This window comes from Psychrobacillus lasiicapitis, from assembly GCF_006861795.1.
In the GTDB taxonomy this organism is placed as follows: domain Bacteria; phylum Bacillota; class Bacilli; order Bacillales_A; family Planococcaceae; genus Psychrobacillus; species Psychrobacillus lasiicapitis.
The window spans coordinates 1-20562 of record NZ_VDGH01000003.1 but is presented as its reverse complement, the minus strand read 5'-3'; the positions used below and the strand labels follow the sequence as shown (position 1 = coordinate 20562).

Here is a 20562-nt window from a genome sequence, read left to right as displayed (position 1 = left end):
TCAGAATTTTGTCGACCACTAGCTGTTACTGGAAAACCAATCCATTAAATAAGTTGAATAGTTTCCAGTTAAATAGTAATATTGAAATTGTTAAAATATATTGTCAATTTGAAGGCAATCTATTACTAAAAATGAGGAGGAGAAACATGAGTAAACGTCTTATTAAGCAAACGACAGCAGCAGTATTATTAACAACATCGGTATTATCATTTTCATCCGCTGCACTAGGGGCGACGAATTCATCCGTGGATCAATCGGTGAATAAGGTGAAAGTAGAATTGAACAATGCGACGAAGCATTATGTGTATCCGTCACTAGATGGGAAACTTGCTCCAAGCAGCAAACTATACCCAGCATTAAACAGTGCAAAGAAAAACTATCAACTTACTAGAAGTGCAGTAGTATCTTCTAAACTCTCTTCTGCGCAAAAGAATGCAAAATTGAAAGAGATTGATGCGCTTTACAGCGAGAAAATTTCAGGTGGATTAGTACCATATATTGATGCATACAACTATGCAACAAAATACTTAGTGCCAATCATGGATGAAATCGCAGCAGCACAAGAAAGAAATGACTTTGCAGCTGTCGAAAAAGGTTACCACAAATTATCGTACCAACTAAAAGGCAGAACAGCGATTCTATACCGTTTCTCTGGTAAAGCAGCTCGTGAACTACTACTGGAAGAGTACAAAAAACCAGCAGATGCAAAACGTAATGAATTAATGGTGCCTGTAACAATCACGATGAAAATTACTGAAATCAACGATTTATTGAAAGCAGGCAAAAAAGCGGAAGCTAAAACAGAGTTTGCAGAAATCGAAGCACTATTACACCGTCTTCCAAATGCTTCAACAAACAAATTTGTTGCTGCATTGTTAGCGGAAGTAGCTAAAGTGAAAGCAGCTGTGGGCGATACTACACCAGTAACTCCACCTGTGACACCACCAGTAGTTACTCCAATTGATCCACCAGCAACAGGCGGTGGCGGAGATGATACACCTTCTCAACCATCCCAACAACAAGTATTAAATACGAAAGTTGCTAGTTTGGTAAAATTACTTAATGCAGAGCAATCTGATATAGCGACAGCTTCTACAACTGGTTCAAATTCTCTTACGGTTAAAGTGGTGAAAGAAGACCTTGCAGTAGCAGACTTTTTAGGGAAAGGATTCTACCAAACATTTACGAAACAATTAGGTGTAACTAAAGTAAATGGTCATAATCCTACATCTCTAGAAGCTGTAACTTATATTACAAATGCATTCCCAACAGGAGTTACTACTCTAAAAGACTTAAAAGGCCAAACAGTAACGCTTAAAATTACTGTAGACAATGGTTCTCCGTTAGACGTTAACTTTAAAATAACGTTTGAGTAAACAAAAATCTATACAAAAATCCCTTCACATCGACAACTTGTGAAGGGATTTTCTGCATTATCTGACTTTAATCTACTCTTCTCTTATTCTTCATGCTAAACTATTGATAGAATCACGGTAGACAAAGGAGAATCCTATGAAGAAACTGAAAATCTTTTTAATCGCGGCTTTAGTCATCATACTCGGTGGAGGAGGCTACTTGCTTTATATGTTCAAATTTAAAGAGTATGACATAGCAGATGAAGAAGTAAGTGAGATTGTCGCAGATCCATATAAAGTGGAACTCCCGGATGGAACCTCACTGGTCATCGATGAACAAGGGAAAGTTGTTATAGGAGAGTCAGGAGAATCTGAAAACAATACCAATACTAATACTAATGCAAATAATAATACGACAAGTCCATCAACCAACGAAGAGAAGCTAGGCGGAAAGACGGCAGGGACTAGCACGGATTCAACAACTACAGGAAACAACTCAAGCGGTACAACAACAACCTCTACCGAAAAGCCAACAGTTGCATCGATAAAGGATAAATACAGACCGGCATTCGAAGGATTAGAAGCACAGGCAGATACTAAGATTAATGCACTCATTGGACGAGCAGTAACCGAATACAACGGCAAAAAAGCAAGTGGAGAAAAAGTAGATTTCGGCTATTTTTACAATAAATACATGGCGGCAGCAGGTAATCTGGAAGCGAGCACGGATACAGTATTCAATGCAGTACTAGGTGCTGTAGAAAAAGATTTAGCTGCAAATGGCTATGATAAATCCTACGCACAAAGCTTCAAAGATGAATACGAAGCGACTAAAAAAGCGCGACGTGATGGAATTCTAAAAAAAGCAATGGGCAATTAATGCCAAACCAAAAATCCCCTCCCTACAGTTTGAAAAACGTAGGGAGGGGATTTTATTTACCGGTAAAATAATGAATTAAAGATAAAGCCCAAGCTTTCGCACCTTCACTATTGGGACTATTATCTTCTGTAAGCAAATCTTTCAATGCAGGATCATTAGTAGCTGGCCAAGCACTCCAATGATTAATATATGGATATCCTCTACGTGTAGCAAACTTCTCTAGTGAGTCAATCTGCACTAAGTAAAAATTAGCTTGAAAAATAGGATGAGATGGCTGAAGGATCACAACTGCATCTGGCACTTCCTCTAACACTTTCTGCTCAAAAGCTTGAATATGCCTATGTTCATCTTCAATGACTACGACTCCATTATTATTGAGCGTGAATGGTTCCATCAGGACAAGATCAAACCCTTTCTCCCAAGCAATTTCTGCCATACCTTCGATAAATTGTTTGGACGTACCATTGAACGGCAAAACAGTCGTTTCGACAAAATCCCCATATGTATCCGTTAAGGCATTTGTAAGTATAGTAGCGTAGCCTGGTGCTCCTTCTTCCATTGAGCTAGAACCTACGATAAGTAGCTGAACTTTTACTCCTGCATCTAATCGATTCAACAGTAATTCTTGTACTTTTTCATCTGCATTTTTTATAGAATCTTCGACAAAAGTTCTACTTAAAACAATAGATTCCTCTTTTTTAGGTAGTATTACATCCTTTTTTTCGGTAAGTTCTGTCTGGGTAGAATGGATTGTTTTTATATCGCCTTTAACATAATCGATTCTCGATTTCCACGTAAGATAACTAGAAATAAGCAAAATAATACAAATAGCGGAAATAACTATTGCTATCATACGCCCGTATTTCACTTGAATCCCTCCTTTCCTCCTATATAGGTAATCTTTCACTTGTTGTGGTTATATTATACTTCTCTATGATAGAATATTAAAGATAAAGGCGTAAAATGCCGACATATGCTATACTATATCGAAAATAGAAGAATCGAAATTAAAGGAGTTATCAGTTAATGGAAGAGACAATTAGCCTCCAGGATTTATTTAAAACACTGAAAAAAAGATTACTATTAATCATACTGACAACTATTATCGCAATAACGGTCAGTGGAGTTGTTAGCTTTCTTTATCTGACACCCATTTATCAGTCCTCTACACAAATTTTAGTCAATCAAGAAAAAGTAGATATTAGTACATTAAACTCCCAAGACATACAAACGAACTTACAACTAATAAATACATACAATGTAATCATCAAGAGTCCCGCAATTTTAAGTAAAGTAATTGAACAGCTAGATCTTAACACCACGCCATCTGCTTTAACCAATCAAATTACAGTCAAAAATGAACAAAACTCACAAGTAGTGAATATTACCGTGCAAGATGCCAATCCAAATGTAGCGGTGGATATTGCCAATACAACAGCTACTGTATTCCAAGAAGAAATTAAAAAGTTAATGAAGGTAGACAATGTTAGTATACTAACACCTGCGTTGCTTGGAGAAAATCCATCACCTGTAAAACCGGATCCAATGCTCAATATGGCGATTGCAGCTGTTATTGGATTGATGCTAGGAGTAGGAATTGCATTTCTATTAGAATATTTAGATACTACGATGAAAACAGAACAGGATATCGAAGAAATCTTAAACTTACCGATACTCGGATTAATCAGCACGATTTCAGATAAAGAGATTCAACAAACAATGGTACAAATGCCACAGAGAAGAAAGAGGTAGTTAAATGGCTAGAGCAAAAGCGAAAAAAACAAAAAAACGTGCTCTTCAAACTGTAGCGCGAAAGCTTATTACGAGTGTTAATACTAGATCCATTGTGTCGGAACAATTCCGTACGCTTCGTACAAATATTAACTTTTCTATGCCAGACAAAGAATTGAAAACCTTTCTAATTACCTCTTCAGCTCCGGGAGAAGGGAAATCGACCGTCGCAGCCAACACAGCGGTTGTCTTTGCACAAGAAGGGAAAAAAGTATTGTTAGTCGACGCAGATATGCGGAAACCTACCGTGCACTATACGTTTCATCTAACAAACACAACTGGTACATCCAATCTATTAACTCGACAAGCTACTGTAGAGGAAGTAGTGAAACAAAGTGAAATAGAAAACTTGGATATTATTACATGCGGTCCTATTCCGCCAAATCCTGCGGAGCTTTTAAGCTCTCAAACAATGGATAAAGTAATGGAAGAGATGAAGGGAATCTATGACATTATTATTTTTGATGCTCCGCCTATTTTATCAGTGGCAGATGCTCAAATACTCGCCAACAAGTGTGAAGGCTCCATCTTAATAATGAGTGCGGGAGAAACGGAAAAAGATAATGTGCTAAAAGCAAAAGAAGCACTTGTCTCCTCTCAAGCGAACATTATTGGAGTAGTCCTGAACAACTTCCAATTACAGAAGGACCATTATTACTATCAGTATTATGGAAACGCTGAATGAGTAGGTAATTTTACCTAATCATTCTTTTTTTCGTTTAACTTATAGGAAAAACGGGTAATGAAAAGTGAGTGTTATGCATGCGCATATTTTCCCTGGCGTGGATAACAAGCCACAAACGTTGTCTATCTCGTTAAGTTAATAGAACAAGCAGTAAATAGAAAAAAGGGGTAATGAAAGATGATTGACATACATGCGCATATTCTTCCAGGAGTAGATGACGGACCACAAACGTTAACAGAATCGATGGAGTTAATAGAACAAGCGGTAAAGGAGGGCATCACAGATATTATTACGACATCGCATGCAGACAATCCGCATTACGATGTCTCCAAAATAGAAGTACTTGAAAAAATTGAACTGCTAAATGCAGAGATGAGAAAAAACAATCTATCGATGAATATTCATCCTGGCCAAGAAATAAGGATAGGACAATCTACTATTGAGAGATTAACTAATGGAGAGCTCCTGACACTGGCAGATTCCAAGTATGTATTAATCGAGTTGCCGACTGGGGGAATACCTGCTTACACTATTCAAATAATTCAAGGGATTTTAAATTTAGACAAAGTACCAATTATTGCACACCCAGAAAGAAATCGAGCAATTGCAGAAAAACCAAGTAGATTACTAAAACTGATCAATCACGGGGCACTAGCTCAAATTACGGCAGGGAGTCTCGCTGGTCATTTCGGTAGAAATATTCAAAAGCAATCGCTTGAATTGGTGGATGCTAACTTAGTCCATACATACGGCTCTGATGTTCATAACGCAAAAACACGCCCGTTTCTTTTTGACGCTGGATTACGTTACTTGGAAAAGCATAAAAGGCTAGATGCAGTTGATATTTTTCTAGAGAATAATGCAAGAATAGTAGAAAATATTGAAGTAATTATATTGGAGCCAAAAGAACTACAAAAGTCTAAGTGGTGGAAAATATTTGCATGATTTAGTGTTAATTAATAGATTTATCTGATAATTAATGGCCGGATGATAAAATTGAATCATGGTCATAGATAAAAGATATATAAATAATAGTTCTTTTCATCCATTTAATTGTAAGAAGCAATAATTGCAGGAAAGAAAGTCAAGTAAGTATGATACAAAAGTGCTATAATCATTTATGGAAATGAATATACAAAAATGTATAAAGAATGGTGGGTGCTGGATGTCGTTGAGAAAAAGAATGTCGATGTTAGTAGTGGTGGATTCTTGCATCGTGTTGTTTTCAATTTATATTGGCTATTTTTTATTGCATCCGATAAACAACCCTTTTACTGACACTTTTCTATTGGTAAGTTCACTTGCAATTTTTTTAGCGCATCACGGTTTTGCGATGTTTTATGGACTCTATCGAAAGGTATGGGAATACGCATCAGTAAGAGAGTTAGTATCGATTTTTAAAGCAGTAACATTTTCAATCGTAGCTGTAGCAATTATTCAATTTATCGTAAAAGGGGACATCCTGTATCGTGCATTATCCATTACATGGATGCTTCATATCCTATTAATCGGGGGCTCTAGGCTTTCCTGGAGAATCATTCGAGACACTTATATATCAGGTGAAAAATTCACTAGTAAAAAGAAACGAACCCTTATAATAGGAGCAGGTTCCGCGGGGACGATGATCGCAAGGCAATTATTACGTAATAGCGAAGCTGAATTAGAACCAATCGCTTTTTTAGACGACGATTCCACGAAAAAAGGATTAGAAATCTTTAATATCCGTGTATTAGGTGGAACAGACATCATTGCAGATGCAGTGAAAGACTTAGATATCCAACATATTATTATAGCTATCCCATCACTCGATAAACCAACGAGTTCCATGCTTATGCAAAAATGTCTAGATACCGGTATTCATACACAAATCATGCCACTTATAGAAGATTTACTAACTGGTAAAGTTTCTATTAATGAAATAAGAGATGTGAAAATAGAAGATTTACTCGGCCGAGACGAAGTAGAACTAGATTTAGAGTCAATCTCTACGAAACTGACAAACAAAAAAATTCTCATAACTGGAGCGGGCGGCTCAATAGGTTCTGAGATTTGTCGTCAAGTAGCAAGATTCGATCCAAAACAACTCATCCTACTCGGTCACGGCGAGAATTCTATCTATACTATAGACATGGAATTACGAAATAAAGTTTCAGCAAATACAGAAATAATTCCAATAATCGCCGATATCCAAGATCGCAATCGCATCTTCGATATCGTTTCGGAATACAAACCAGATGTAATTTATCATGCAGCTGCCCACAAACACGTGCCATTAATGGAATACAATCCAATGGAAGCAGTGAAAAATAACATATTCGGCACAAAAAACGTTGCAGAGGCTGCGGACATGTTCGGAGTAGGATATTTTGTCATGATCTCCACGGACAAAGCGGTAAATCCACCGAACGTTATGGGTGCTACTAAGCGTTTTGCGGAAATGATAGTTCAGAATCTTGCGAAAGAAAGTAAGACGAAGTTTGCAGCGGTACGATTCGGTAACGTTTTAGGATCCAGAGGTAGTGTTGTACCATTATTTAAGAAACAAATAATGGCTGGTGGACCAGTGACAATAACAGATGAGCGAATGACAAGATACTTTATGACGATTCCAGAAGCTTCCAGACTAGTAATTCAAGCTGGTACGCTTGCAAGTGGTGGAGAAGTCTTCGTCCTCGATATGGGAGAACCAGTGAAAATTGTAGATTTAGCTAATAATCTAATTCGATTATCTGGTTATTCAAAAGGTGAAATTGAAGTGAAAGAAACAGGAATTAGGCCTGGAGAAAAACTATATGAAGAATTGATGAATGAAAATGAAAGACAGAGTGAAGTTATATTTCCGAAGATTTATATCGGGAAAGCGACACCGATTACTAGCAATCAATTAGATTACCTACTAGAAAAGATTCCTACACTTTCGATAGATGTATTAAAAGATACGTTAGTAGGAGTAGCTAATCAGAAGAATGTGGAAATAGAGCAAAAGGTAGTGAGTGTGTAACAGGTGATTGCATATAGATTCGATACTGAAAATTCAAATTTCTAGATCGGAGAATAGGGATGAGCACATTAACATTACAAACACACTATTTAGAGGCTTATATACAACAGGAAGAGTTACTTCTACTAAATGAGTCTGTTAAAACTATTCATGAAGAAATGCATAATAGAAGTTCAGTAGGAAGTAAGTTTTTTGGTTGGTTAGTGGTGGAAACAATTATTTAGAAAAGGTAAAGGGAAATGGCGTGATGGGATATTCCCAGCAGCAGTTTCCTATTCAACAGATCTTCATTCAATTGGACGATATATTCAGGACGGTAAACGTTTCTTATTTGAAACATTATTACATTTTTACGAAGCAGAGGAAGATTGTGAAATTCCATACGATAGTCAAAACAAAGATCAGTTGAATTATTTGAGTGATAAAACTCTAAACACCATCAATGATATTGCAATTATTTATTTTGTTATTTCAATATTCTTCCCAAGTAATTCAAGCATTCTCTGCCTATATGATTCTACAACTGGTAAGTCAAATGGATTAAGGTGGTGGCGAATGAAAAAAGTAAGAAAAGTCATTATTCCAGCTGCTGGATTGGGAACGCGTTTCCTTCCTGCTACAAAAGCTATATCGAAAGAGATGTTACCAATTCTTGATAGACCATCTATTGAATATATTGTTGAGGAAGTAATCGCATCTGGTATAGAAGATATTATTATTGATACGGGTAAAGGCAAACGTGCGATAGAAGACCATTTTGATCGGAATTTAGAGCTTGAAGAAAACTTAATGGGAAAGGGGAAGTTCGATTTATTGAAGAAAGTAAATCAATCCTCTAAAGTTGAAATTCATTACATACGACAAAAATAACCTAGAGGGTTAGGACATGCCGTATGGTGCGTACTCAATTTTATCAGTGTTGAACCATTTGCGGTATTACTAGGTGTGACTAGTTGATTGGGCTTTGTGTTTTTAAGTATTAAGAAATAAATACATATACTTATCGACTACAAAAATAAGCTATTTAAATTAGGAAGGAAGTCTTGAAAAATGCAAGGTAGAATATTCCTTTCATCACCACATATGAGTGATGAAGGTTATGAAATGCAATATGTAAAAGAAGCTTTTGATACAAACTGGATTGCACCACTTGGAGCAAACGTGAATGAATTTGAAAATGAATTAGCTTCAAAGGTTGGTTCTAAAGCTGGAGCTGCATTGAGTTCTGGAACTGGAGCAATTCATCTTGCACTTAAGGCGGCGGGAGTAGGAGAAGGGGATATCGTTTTTTGTCCAACCTTAACGTTCTCCGCTACAGCAAATCCTATTATTTATCAAAATGCTGTACCTGTTTTTATAGATAGTGATTATAAAACTTGGAATATGTGTCCAAAGGAGTTGGAAGAAGCCTTCGAAAAGTATCCTGAGGTGAAAGCAGTAATAGTTGTTCATCTTTATGGATTGTCTGCTGATATGGATAAGATTATGGAAATCTGTAGACGGCATAATGTTGCTCTAATTGAAGATGCTGCTGAATCGCTAGGAACTTATTACAAAGGTAAACATACAGGGACTTTTGGGGATTATGGTGTTTTTTCTTTTAATGGGAATAAGATTATTACCACCTCCGGTGGTGGGATGTTGGTTTCTGATAATGAAGAAAGAATCGCTAAAGCTAGATTTTGGGCTACCCAGTCTAGAGATCAAGCAAGACATTATCAACATAGTGAATTAGGGTTTAATTATCGTATGAGTAATGTTGTTGCTGGGATTGGTAGAGGGCAGCTTAAAGTATTGGACGATAGAGTTGCAAAGAAAAATTACATTTTTGAGTTTTATAAAAGAGAACTTAGCGGGCTTGATGGAGTTGAGTTCATGCCAAGTAATGGGTGGAATGAGCCTAATTATTGGTTAAGCTCAATGACTTTACATGGCAAAGTTAGACCAGTAGATGTTATGGATGTACTTAAAAAAGAGAACATTGAGTCAAGACCTGTTTGGAAGCCGATGCATATGCAGCCTTTCTTTGAAAAGTATGATTTTGTTGGGACAGACGTGTCAGAGAAGTTGTTTGAGAATGGTGTTTGTTTGCCAAGTGATACGAAGATGACTGATGGGGATTTGGAGAGAGTTTGTGAGATTATTAAGGGGTTGTGGAGATAATCAATGAGAATTTTAAATTTATTTATTAAACGTATCGTAGATTTTTTTGGAAGTTTAATAGGTGTGATTATTATTTCTCCAATTCTTATTCTTATAGCAATGTCTATTAAGTTGACTTCAAAAGGTCCAGTGTTTTTTAAACAAGAACGACTTGGAAAGAATGGTATGGTCTTTAAAATTTTCAAATTTAGAACAATGGTTGTTAATGCTGAAAATCTGGGATCAGGTTTGTTTGTTAAGACGGAAAAGGATAATCGAATTACAAAAGTTGGTAAATTGCTTCGTGCCACTAGCTTAGACGAACTTCCCCAACTTTTAAATGTGTTAATTGGAGAGATGAGTTTAGTTGGACCAAGACCTCCAGTGCCACATCACCCATATAAACATGAGGATTATAATGATTTCCAACGAAAACGATTCGAAATGAAACCAGGTATGACTGGATTGACACAGGTTACCGTTAGAAACTCTGTATCATGGGATGAGAGAATTCCAATTGATGTTGAGTATATTGAAAGATTTAACATTTGGTTAGACGTTAAGATTCTTTTTATGACAATTCTAAAAATTTTCAAACGAGAAAGTATTTATACTCATTACAATATAAAAAATTCAAAAAAATCATCTAGCATAAAATAAATTGCGAGGGGTTATAGTATGAAAATAGCTATTCGGAAATTTCAAGAAGAGGACATACCATACAAGGTAAAATGGATAAATGATGAAAGAAATAATAAATACCTGCATTATGATTTACCACTTAGAGAAGATAAGACCCTTCAATGGTTCAAATCTCTTGAAGCTAGAGATGATAGGGTTGATTACACCATTACGTATGGTGGAGAACCTGCTGGATTAATTGGATTACTGAATATTAAATTAAAAGGTATGGAAGCTGAATATTACATTTGTCTTGGTGGAGACAAATTTAAAGGTAAGGGGATAGCTAGCGTAGCAACAGACCTTCTAATTAAAACTGTTTATGAAGAACTTGGTCTTATTAACATATATCTTTATACAGAAGTAGATAATATTCGAGCTCAAAAACTTTTTGAGAAAAATGGCTTTGTAAAAGATGAATTAATAAATAATGATCTATTTTACAATGGCAAACATATAGATAGATATAAATATAACTTATGTATGGAAAACTATATTCATAATGTAGGTGGATTAGAAATTGGATCTATTTAATTTTCAAACGACACCAATTCAAAAGTTAAGTGAAAATCTTAATAACAACTTATTTTATATAAAACGAGACGATCTGCTTCCTATTTCATTTGGAGGAAATAAAGCAAGAAAAGCAGTTCTTTTTTTCGAAGATTTAATGCGAGAAAATTCTGATTGTGTAGTTACTTACGGTAGTAGCAGTTCCAACCATTGTAGAATTATCGCCAATATTGCAGCAGCAAAGGAGATTCCATGCCATATCATTTCACCAAGTGAATCTAGTTTCGGAACCTCTAATAAGAAGTTGATTGAATTGTTCGGTGCGTTAGTTACTCAGTGTCCTGTCGCCGAAGTTAGCACCACGATTGCTAGAAAAATGGAAGAATTAAGAGCAACAGGATATAAACCCTATTTTATTCAAGGGGGAGGCCATGGTGATATCGGTACGGAGGCTTATGTTAATGCATATGAAGAAATTCTGGATTATGAAGGTTTATCTGGCCTACATTTTGATTACATTTTTCATACGACTGGAACAGGAACTACACAAGCAGGACTAATATGTGGAAAAATATTGCATGGTGATGAAAGGGATATAGTTGGAATCAGCAACGCAAGAAAACATCCTAATGGAGGTCAAGTAGTTCTCGATAGTGTAAATAGTTATTTGCTGAATAAAGATAAAGAACCAATCGGCCTTGAAGCCATAGCATTCGTAGACGATTATATTCTTGATGGCTATGGTTCCTTTAACAATCAAGTATTAAAAACTATTAAGGAAGTTCTAATAAATGATGGTATACCAATGGATGCTACATATACAGGAAAAGCTTTTTGGGGTATGAAAGAGTATATTAAGAAGAATCATATTCTTGATAAGAAGATTCTTTTTATCCATACTGGTGGAACACCATTGTTTTTTGATAATTTGGAGGAACTAACAAATGAAAGATGATGTGAACATACTGATCTTAAGTTGTGGAACAAGAAATAAAATAGTGCAATATTTTAAGAGAGAGTTATTAGACAAGGGTTCAGTTATTGCTACAGACTGTAGTAATTTAGCACCAGCGCTTTATGAAGCAGATAAACATTATATAGTTCCCCGAATGGATGATGAAGGTTACATAGATGTTATTCTTTCAATTTGTAAAGAGAATAATATTAAAGCTGTTTTATCATTGATAGATCCAGAACTTAGTCTTCTAGCCCAACATAAACAATCTTTTTTAGATATTGGTACGATACCTATTGTCTCAGGTTACGAGACTATAGAATTGTGTTTTGATAAATATAAGATGTACGAATTCCTAATACGCAGTGAAATACAAACTGTTAAAAGTTATATAGAAAAAGAGAAATTTTACAGCGATGTAAAAATAGGAGTTATTAATTACCCTGTCTTTGTGAAACCTATAAAAGGCAGTGCGAGTATAAATATTAGTAAAGTTACCTCAAAAGAGGAAATTGAATTATTATTTAGTAGATTTGATAACCTAATGATACAAGAGTTTATGGATGGAACAGAGTATGGTGCGGATGTTTATATTGATATGATTTCTAGTGAACCGGTTGCGATATTTATAAAAGAGAAGATTAAGATGAGGGCTGGTGAAACTGACAAGTCGGTTTCGATTAAGGACGAGCGGCTCTTTGAATTAATTAAGAAGTTCGTAAAAGAGACTGGATTTAAAGGGATTATTGATATTGATATTTTTAATGTTAATGGTGAATATTTCATTTCTGAAGTAAACCCTCGTTTTGGTGGAGGCTATCCACATGCATATGAGAGTGGTGTGAATGTACCCAGTATGATAATTAATAATATAGATGGAAAAGTGAATACAAACATGATTGGTCAATATGATGAGGATATATATATGATGAAGTACAATGAGATAAAGATTCGTAAAGAGATGAAAAAAGTAGGAGGGGAGTTGTAGTAACTAATTATGTACTCAAAAAAAGTTTGGATTATGAACCATTATGCTACAAATAGTTTTTTTAATAAAGGTGGTCGTCATTATTGGTTTGCAGAAAATCTTATAAAAAAGGGTTATAAACCAACTATTTTTTGTGCAAATCTGAGGCATAATAGCGAGGATGTAATAAACATAAGTAATGGCAAATACACAAGTGAAAAGTCTGATGAAATACCATTTGTATTTGTAAAAACATCATCTTATTCAAGTAATGGAACAGATAGAATTAAAAACATGTTAGCTTTCTATAAAAACCTTTTTCCCGTTGCGAAAGAATATGCTAGAAAACATGGAAAACCTGATGTAATTCTTGCTTCAAGTGTTCATCCACTTACACTGATAGCAGGATTAAAAATAGCCAAGAAGTTTGGGGTCCCTTGCATTTGTGAAGTGAGAGATTTATGGCCTGAAAGTATTGTAGCGTACGGTACTTTAGAAAGAAATAGCATTATTGCGAAATTATTATATCAAGGTGAAAAATGGATTTATAAGAAAGCAGACTCTATCATCATGACATGGGAAGGTGGAAAAGAATATATTCTTGATCAGAAGTGGGAAGATAAAATTGATTTAACAAAGGTCAAGCATATAAGTAACGGGGTAGTACTTAATACATTCGATAGTAACAGTGATGAGTATAATATAGTTGACTCAGATTTAGATAATAAAGATTTTAAAAACGTAGTATATGCTGGTTCTATCAGAAGAGTGAATAATCTTGGTATGTTATTAGACGCTGCAAAAATAATTCAAAGTCAAGGGAGAGATGATATTCGATTTTTGATATATGGTTCTGGGGATGAAAGTGAAATGTTAAAAATGCGTTGCGAAGATGAAAATATAGATAATGTAATATTTAAGGGGCGTGTAGATAAAAAGTATATACCGTCAATATTGAAAAAATCCTATATAAACTTACTTCACAATTCAAGTACTTCACTTGATAAATACGGGCAAAGTCAGAATAAGTTTTTTGAGTATTTAGCAGCAGGGAAATGTATTGTTCAAACGTATTCAACAGGTTATAGTATCTGTGAAAAGTTTAATTGTGGTATAAGTGCTACTATGCAAAATGCAGAAGAGATTGCTAAAGCTATTCTTTTGGGGTGTAGTGACAAGCAGATTAATAGTTTAATGGGAAAAAATGCTCGAGAAGCAGCTATTGAATTTGATTTCACTGGTTTAACCGATAAACTTATAAAGATTATTGAAAATGAAGATTGAAGGAAGATGCACTTAGATTAAATTATTAATTCATTAATTTAGGTCATTCTAAATAATTTCTAAGTAAAACGGGTATTTAATATAAAAGCAAATAAAAAGTATAGGAGATAATCGTGAAAATTTTGCATATTAATTCTTATTACAATGGTAGTAAATTCTATAAAAATCTATATGACAAACAAATCGAAGAAGGACAAGACATTGATGTTTTCGTTCCAGTTTCCTATGCGAATAAAGAATTGAATTTTGATTTTGGTAGCTACACTACAGTCAGTAGAAATCATAATAAATTTGATAGATACATTTTTCATATAAAACATTATAAAATTTATAAGGATATTGTAAAAAAATATCAAATAAATAATTATGGTACTATTCATGCTCATTCGTTATTTTCAAATGGTTACATAGCGATGAAGATTAAGGAAAGTTACGGTATTCCATACATAGTAGCTGTAAGAAATACGGATGTAAATTTATTTTTTGCTAAGATGCCTCACCTAAGAAAAATGGGTATAAAAATACTAAAAGAAGCTAATAGAATTATTTTTTTATCAGAATCGTATAAAGATTATGTTTTCACTGAATACATACCAAAAAATCTGAGAGATGATTTACTAGCAAAAGTTTCTATTATTCCTAATGGAATTGATAATTTTTGGTTTAAAAATATTGGTAATTCCAAACAACTATTGAGCAAAGAAAAATTAAATCTACTTTTTATAGGGGATATTAATAGGAATAAGAATGTAACAACAACTATAAAAGCTATAGAAATCCTAATAAAAAAAGGCTATAGAATTGAGTTTACAGTGGTTGGTGAAATTAGAGATCAGGATATTTATAAACAGATTAGAAATATACAGTATGTTAAGTATATATCCCCAAAATCCATGAAAGAGCTTAGGAAGATATATTTGAATAATGATATTTTTGTGATGCCATCAATTAAAGAAACATTCGGTCTAGTTTATGCTGAAGCAATGAGTCAAGGATTGCCAATTGTTTATTCTAGAGGTCAAGGATTTGACAGGCAGTTTACTGAAGGAGAAGTTGGTTATTCTGTTTCTAATAACTCAGCAGAAGAAATATCTAATAGAATACAACAACTTATTGGCGATTATGAGGTAATCTCCAAGAGGTGTGTTAATAATGTAGGTAAATTTAATTGGCAAAAAATATCACAAGAATATATCCAGTTATACTATCAAATTAAAGATCATTAGATTTATTTTTAGTATTTTATATTTTACTTTTCTATAAAGAATTACTTCTCCTATAGAGGGAGTGGTTTATAAATGGAAATGCTTTAAAGTAATAAATTTAAAATAAAAAAAACTAATAATCAAAAGGGGAATTTCACCATTTTAAAAATTAGATGTGTAAGAAGATGAAGATGATGATGAAAAAAATATTAAAAAGTGATTTTAATAAAAACGTTTTAACTTTGCTGACAGGGACAACGATAGCGCAAGTCATACCTATTGCAATTTCTCCTCTTCTAACAAGGATTTACACACCTGAAGATTTCGGCACATTTGCAATTATTTTAGCGGTTACATCAATAATAAGTACTATAGCTACTGCAAGATATGAAATAGCAATTGTATTGCCTAAAAAAGACGAAGATGCTATCAATCTCGTTGCTTTGTCAATGGGGATTGCAATACTAATAAGTAGTATATCGTTGATAACCATTGTTTTTTTTGAGAATACTATAAAATCTATTTTAGGTAAAGATTTTAGTTATGTTTATTTATACTCAATTCCAACTATCGTTTTTTTTACAGGTTTTTATAACTCTCTAAAGTATTATTTTATAAGGAAAAAGCTATATAAAGATTTGTCGACAACAAATATGTTTAGAGCTAGTGTTTTAAGTACAACTCAAATAACATTTGGCTATTTGAGTCTAGGAAGTTTAGGATTAATTTTAGGGCAAGTTATATCAAGTATTTTTGCCAATTCTAGAATGTTTTTGAAATACTTCGTTGATTGGAAAGAGTCAGATGATAAAAGTTTGAAATCAGTTAAAACAGTAGCCAAAGAGTATATAAGTTTACCAAAATTCTCAGCTGCAGGTTCTTTTATTAATGCTAGTGCACAAAATGTCAACAACCTTTTATTACCAATGGTGTTTAATAATCAACTCCTTGGCTTTTATTCTTTAGTAAATAGAATTTTAGGTACACCAACTACGCTTATAGCATCCTCTATAAGCCAAGTTTATTTTCAAAGCGCTTCAGCAGAGAAAAATCAAAAAGGAAATAATATTTTATCATTTACTAGCACTTTAAAAAAGCTAATAATACTTTCTATTCCTTTGTTTGGTGTTCTTTACTTGATCATAGATAATTTTATTGTGCTTATATTCGGAAAAGATTGGGAAATGTTAGAGCCAATTAGTAAACTACTGCTACCATTATTTCTCATCAGATTTATAAGTTCGACATTAAGCACTACCTTGAACATACACCGTAAGGAAAAAGAATTTTTATTAGTTAATATAATATTATTTTTGGTATCAGTTTTAATATTAATTGTTGCGAAAGTAGTCTCTTTAAGTATTTTTGAATATTTTGGTTTTCAATCTATAATTCTATCAATTTTATATTTATTGCTATTATATCGATATTATATAATATCTAAGGGGTAGGGATAAAAATTTTATGAGAAGGTGTAAAAATGACTTTCAAGTCTCTAGGTATAATTCTTGCAAAATTCATAGGTAAAGTGTTTTACGACAAAAAATATTTAACAGGAAAATGGTTTGAAGGTAAAGATACAGGATGGAATTTCGTATTAAAAAATTTTATTTGGCAAAAAATTTTTAGGTTTAATAGTCATATTCCTTTTCCAGTGAGCCCAAGAATTGTTATTGCAAAGAATGAAAATTTAATCTTTCATCCAGATGACATAAATAATTTCCAATCATTTGGTATATATTTCCAAAATTATAATGGCAAAATTATAATAGGTAAGGGTACATACATTGCTCCTAATGTAGGATTAATAACTTCAAATCACGATCCTACTAATTTGAAACAACATTTGCCTGGAAAAAACGTAATATTAGGAGAAAAATGTTGGGTAGGAATGAATGCAGTGATTTTACCAGGGGTAGAACTAGGTGATAAGACCACTGTCGCTGCTGGAGCTGTTGTCACCAAAAGTTTTATTGAAGGTAATTGCATAATTGGTGGAGTGCCAGCTAAAGTAATTAAGAGATTGTAAACTAATTTCATTTGAAAGTAAGTTAACTTTTTTCAAGAAAGGTAGGACTAATGAATATATTATATGTTACGCCTATGTGGAGTGGTTTAAAGGATATTTTGATTGATGGTAAAGAGGAAGCAGGGGGGATGCCTGCTTTTATTAATCCTTTAAAGAAATTAATTGAAGGAGGGAATCAGGTAGATTTATTAATTGGTACTGATTCGTACAAACAGGATTTGAATATTAAAGCTTCTTGGTTAAAGAATAGTAAAATAAAGTTATTAAAATGGGATTTGTCTTCAAATAAATTGTTAACTTTTATTAGGACATATTATGAAATTAAAAAAAGAATAAAAGAAAAACAGTATGATTTTATATATTCACATGGATCTTTTGGGGTTTTAGGAGTGTTAGTTGCTCAGTCATTAGGTATACCAAATGGTCAAAGAATGTATGGCACTTTTCTTCATAAGAAAATAAATGATCCCAATTATAAAATATTTCTTAAACATCCTTTAGAGTTTTTATCTTATAGAATAAATAAGTCATTCCTAATTATGACTAATGATGGAACAAAAGGAGATATTGTTTATAAAAAAATAGCAAAAAAATCAAATGATAAATTCTATTTTTGGTTAAATGGTGTAAAGCAGTCTTATTCTAATAATGCGGATTCCAATTTACAGAGTGAGTATTTAATTTATCCTGCAAGAATCACGCCTTGGAAAAGACAACATTTAGCTTTAGAAGTATTAAAAAAACTTCATATTAAGGGATATACAAACATAAAGTTAATTTTTTTAGGTCATATCAGTGATTTGAATTATAGAGATAAATTAATTGAAATAGCAAAGGAAAACAATTTAATTGAGAGCGTTGTGATTAAATCATCAATAAATCAATCCGAATTATACACACATTACAAAGAATCATTAGCAGTATTATCTTTTTACGAGTTATCCAATTTAGGTAACGTAGTTATAGAGTCATTAATTAATGGAGGAGTTACAATTGCTTGGAATGATGGAAGTCTAAATGAAGTGATTACAAACGAAGTAAATGGATTTTTAATAGATAATGAAGATGAGGCTTCTGAAATACTAGAAAAAATAATAAAAAAAGAAATAGATATTAATCTTGTAAAAAAGAATGCAAAAAAGAAAGCTAAAACTACCTTTAGTTCATGGGATGAAAGAGCTTTAAAAGAGATAGAAATAATATATAAAGAATGTAAGTTGTCACGGGAATAGGGATGAATAAATGTTAGATAGACTAATTTATATAATTAAAAAAATATATAGTATTATTTTTTCATTTGAAATGATTTTTACTATTTTTTTGTTTGCTGGAAGATTTAAAGGCGATGATAGGTTTGATTGGATTCCTGTAGATATAACTTTATTATTTTGGATTATTAGCTTAGTAATAGGTATTTATGTATTAGTGAAAAATGAATTTAAATTTAAGGGAAATAATTTAAGATATTTTGTGTTATTTTTAATTTTTTCTATATATATTTTGGTTTCGAATTTATGGACTCCCAGTACTATTTTTGCCTTCGAAAAAACGATTATTTTTATAAGTTTTTCTCTATGGATATTTTTCTCAGTAAGCAACATTATAGCTACAGATGGAAAAAGGGTAAAACGCTTTTTTATTTGTGTAACTATTTTTGGGATTTGGATGTTAATTGAGTCTTTTCTTAATTTGATCAAAAGTCCAACGGTTTCTTTCATTAATACTCTTGGAGGAAATTATTTAGGAGTTGGGCGGATTTTAGGTTTTATGTGTTGTATCCTAATCACTTATTTACTATTTGGTGAAATAAAAAAAAACATGAAATTTTTACTATTAACTATTTTAGTTTTAACAGTTTACATAATGTTTTCTGTTGGTGGCAGAGGCCCTTTTATAGCATTATTGTTCTCTTTTCTTCCTCTATTCTACTATCTTTTTCATTTTAAGAAGAAATCAATTATAGTTAACAAAAGAATGAATATATTGCTGGGATTATTCTTAATATCAATTATTTATTTAATATATATTTTTTCAACTAACAATATTCCTTCGACAATTAGAAGGCTGATAGTTGTTTTTGAGCAGGATAATATGGGAGCTTCAGCAGGATTAAGGATGTATTACTATCAGTTAGGATTTGAACTTTGGAGAGAAAACTTCTTCTTTGGTCATGGAATTGGATCTTGGTCTCTAATAAGTAGTGGTATTGATTCAAGAGGCTACCCCCATAACATAATAATAGAGATTCTTGTTGAATTAGGAACTGTTGGTTTAATACTGTTTTTGATTATCCACATAAGAGCTTTTTATTTTATTAGAACTGCCAATAAAATACGTAATCCTATATCTTTAGCAATTACTGTATCTCTAATTTTCTTTTTTATAAATGCACTTTTTAGTGGTGATTTAAACGATAATAGGTATTATTATGCAGTGTTAGCATTGAGTGTATTTTTGCCAGTGAAAAAAATCCAGATAAATAAATAGATATATCTAAAGGAGAGACAATAATGTCTACACACTATGAAGAATTATTAGCAAAAATTGAAAACCACACAGCCGTAATCGGAGTGGTTGGATTAGGATATGTTGGTTTACCACTTGCAGTTGAAAAAGCAAAAGCTGGATACAATGTAATTGGTTTTGATGTACAAGAGTCAAAAGTAGAGCAAGTAAATAAAGGAATTAACTATATCGGCGACGTAGTAGACCATGACTTAAAAGATATGGTAGGCTCTGGTCATTTAAGAGCATCTTCTGACTACGGTTCCATCAGTTCAGTGGACGCGGTCGCTATTTGCGTTCCTACACCACTTGATATTTACCAACAACCAGATACTTCTTATGTAGAAAGCTCTGTAAATGAAATTGCAAACTACGCAAAACCAGGAACATTAGTTGTATTGGAATCGACAACTTACCCTGGTACAACAGAAGAAATTATCCGTAAAGCATTAGAAGATAAAGGATTTACTGTAGGAGAAGATATTTTCATCGCTTACTCTCCAGAACGTATCGATCCAGGTAATAAAAGCTTCAATACGAAAAACACACCAACTACTTTTGGTGTGTTT

20 protein-coding genes and 1 pseudogene are annotated in these 20562 nt (G+C 33.1%); 20 read left to right on the top strand and 1 reads right to left on the bottom strand.

Annotated elements, in window-relative coordinates; all coding sequences use genetic code 11:
• Positions 1–146: 146 nt before the first annotated feature.
• Positions 147–1376, top strand: coding sequence for a hypothetical protein (locus FG382_RS05220; RefSeq protein WP_142537847.1), 1230 nt, complete (start codon positions 147–149; stop codon positions 1374–1376).
• Positions 1377–1512: 136 nt separating this feature from the next.
• Positions 1513–2235 carry a flagellar basal body-associated FliL family protein gene (locus FG382_RS05215; protein ID WP_142537846.1) on the top strand — a complete coding sequence of 241 codons (723 nt, stop codon included), beginning with the start codon at positions 1513–1515 and terminating at the stop codon, positions 2233–2235.
• A gap of 52 nt (positions 2236–2287) precedes the next feature.
• Here FG382_RS05215 and FG382_RS05210 read toward each other — a convergent pair whose 3' ends face one another.
• Positions 2288–3103, bottom strand: a complete 816-nt coding sequence (locus FG382_RS05210; protein ID WP_142537845.1) for an SGNH/GDSL hydrolase family protein — start codon at positions 3101–3103, stop codon at positions 2288–2290.
• A 158-nt stretch (positions 3104–3261) separates the two neighbouring features.
• Between FG382_RS05210 and FG382_RS05205 the strand changes: the two genes are divergently transcribed.
• The 18 genes and pseudogenes from FG382_RS05205 to FG382_RS05125 form a co-directional block, all read left to right on the top strand.
• Positions 3262–3987, top strand: coding sequence for a YveK family protein (locus tag FG382_RS05205; RefSeq protein WP_142537844.1), 726 nt, complete (start codon positions 3262–3264; stop codon positions 3985–3987).
• 4 nt (positions 3988–3991) lie between these two features.
• Positions 3992–4711 carry a CpsD/CapB family tyrosine-protein kinase gene (locus tag FG382_RS05200; RefSeq protein WP_142537843.1) on the top strand — a complete coding sequence of 240 codons (720 nt, stop codon included), beginning with the start codon at positions 3992–3994 and terminating at the stop codon, positions 4709–4711.
• 177 nt (positions 4712–4888) lie between these two features.
• On the top strand, positions 4889–5656 hold the full coding sequence (locus FG382_RS05195) for a tyrosine-protein phosphatase (RefSeq protein WP_142537842.1): 768 nt from the start codon (positions 4889–4891) through the stop codon (positions 5654–5656).
• A gap of 220 nt (positions 5657–5876) precedes the next feature.
• Entirely contained in the window at positions 5877–7712 is a 1836-nt protein-coding gene (locus tag FG382_RS05190; RefSeq protein ID WP_142537841.1) for a polysaccharide biosynthesis protein, read from the top strand.
• 59 nt (positions 7713–7771) lie between these two features.
• Positions 7772–7936 carry a hypothetical protein gene (locus FG382_RS22545; protein ID WP_170206456.1) on the top strand — a complete coding sequence of 55 codons (165 nt, stop codon included), beginning with the start codon at positions 7772–7774 and terminating at the stop codon, positions 7934–7936.
• A gap of 331 nt (positions 7937–8267) precedes the next feature.
• Positions 8268–8657: pseudogene (locus tag FG382_RS05185) on the top strand (sugar phosphate nucleotidyltransferase); the annotation flags it as partial.
• 105 nt (positions 8658–8762) lie between these two features.
• Positions 8763–9875 carry a DegT/DnrJ/EryC1/StrS family aminotransferase gene (locus FG382_RS05180; RefSeq protein ID WP_142537840.1) on the top strand — a complete coding sequence of 371 codons (1113 nt, stop codon included), beginning with the start codon at positions 8763–8765 and terminating at the stop codon, positions 9873–9875.
• A 3-nt stretch (positions 9876–9878) separates the two neighbouring features.
• Positions 9879–10514 (top strand): sugar transferase, encoded by a 636-nt coding sequence (locus FG382_RS05175; protein WP_142537839.1) that lies wholly within the window; start codon positions 9879–9881, stop codon positions 10512–10514.
• An 18-nt stretch (positions 10515–10532) separates the two neighbouring features.
• The gene (locus FG382_RS05170; protein ID WP_142537838.1) at positions 10533–11069 is read left to right on the top strand and encodes a GNAT family N-acetyltransferase; all 537 of its coding nucleotides are present in this window, start codon (positions 10533–10535) and stop codon (positions 11067–11069) included.
• A complete protein-coding gene (locus FG382_RS05165) occupies positions 11056–12003 on the top strand; it encodes a 1-aminocyclopropane-1-carboxylate deaminase/D-cysteine desulfhydrase (protein WP_211356366.1) in 948 nt (315 codons plus the stop codon). Before FG382_RS05170 ends, FG382_RS05165 begins: the two co-directional genes overlap by 14 nt.
• Entirely contained in the window at positions 11993–12991 is a 999-nt protein-coding gene (locus tag FG382_RS05160; protein WP_142537837.1) for an ATP-grasp domain-containing protein, read from the top strand. The genes FG382_RS05165 and FG382_RS05160 overlap by 11 nt, the downstream gene beginning before the upstream one ends.
• A gap of 9 nt (positions 12992–13000) precedes the next feature.
• Positions 13001–14254, top strand: coding sequence for a glycosyltransferase family 4 protein (locus FG382_RS05155; protein WP_142537836.1), 1254 nt, complete (start codon positions 13001–13003; stop codon positions 14252–14254).
• Between the two features lie 113 nt (positions 14255–14367).
• Positions 14368–15480 (top strand): glycosyltransferase family 4 protein, encoded by a 1113-nt coding sequence (locus tag FG382_RS05150; protein WP_142537835.1) that lies wholly within the window; start codon positions 14368–14370, stop codon positions 15478–15480.
• Between the two features lie 176 nt (positions 15481–15656).
• The gene (locus FG382_RS05145) at positions 15657–16910 is read left to right on the top strand and encodes a lipopolysaccharide biosynthesis protein (protein ID WP_170206455.1); all 1254 of its coding nucleotides are present in this window, start codon (positions 15657–15659) and stop codon (positions 16908–16910) included.
• Between the two features lie 29 nt (positions 16911–16939).
• Complete coding sequence (locus FG382_RS05140; protein ID WP_142537833.1) at positions 16940–17488, top strand: acyltransferase; 549 nt, start codon at positions 16940–16942, stop codon at positions 17486–17488.
• A 50-nt stretch (positions 17489–17538) separates the two neighbouring features.
• Positions 17539–18720, top strand: coding sequence for a glycosyltransferase (locus tag FG382_RS05135; RefSeq protein WP_142537832.1), 1182 nt, complete (start codon positions 17539–17541; stop codon positions 18718–18720).
• A gap of 10 nt (positions 18721–18730) precedes the next feature.
• Positions 18731–19975: an O-antigen ligase family protein gene (locus FG382_RS05130; RefSeq protein WP_142537831.1), complete on the top strand. Its 1245-nt coding sequence runs from the start codon at positions 18731–18733 to the stop codon at positions 19973–19975.
• Positions 19976–19998: 23 nt separating this feature from the next.
• A partial coding sequence (locus FG382_RS05125) for a nucleotide sugar dehydrogenase (RefSeq protein ID WP_244950519.1) occupies positions 19999–20562 on the top strand: 564 nt, incomplete at its 3' end.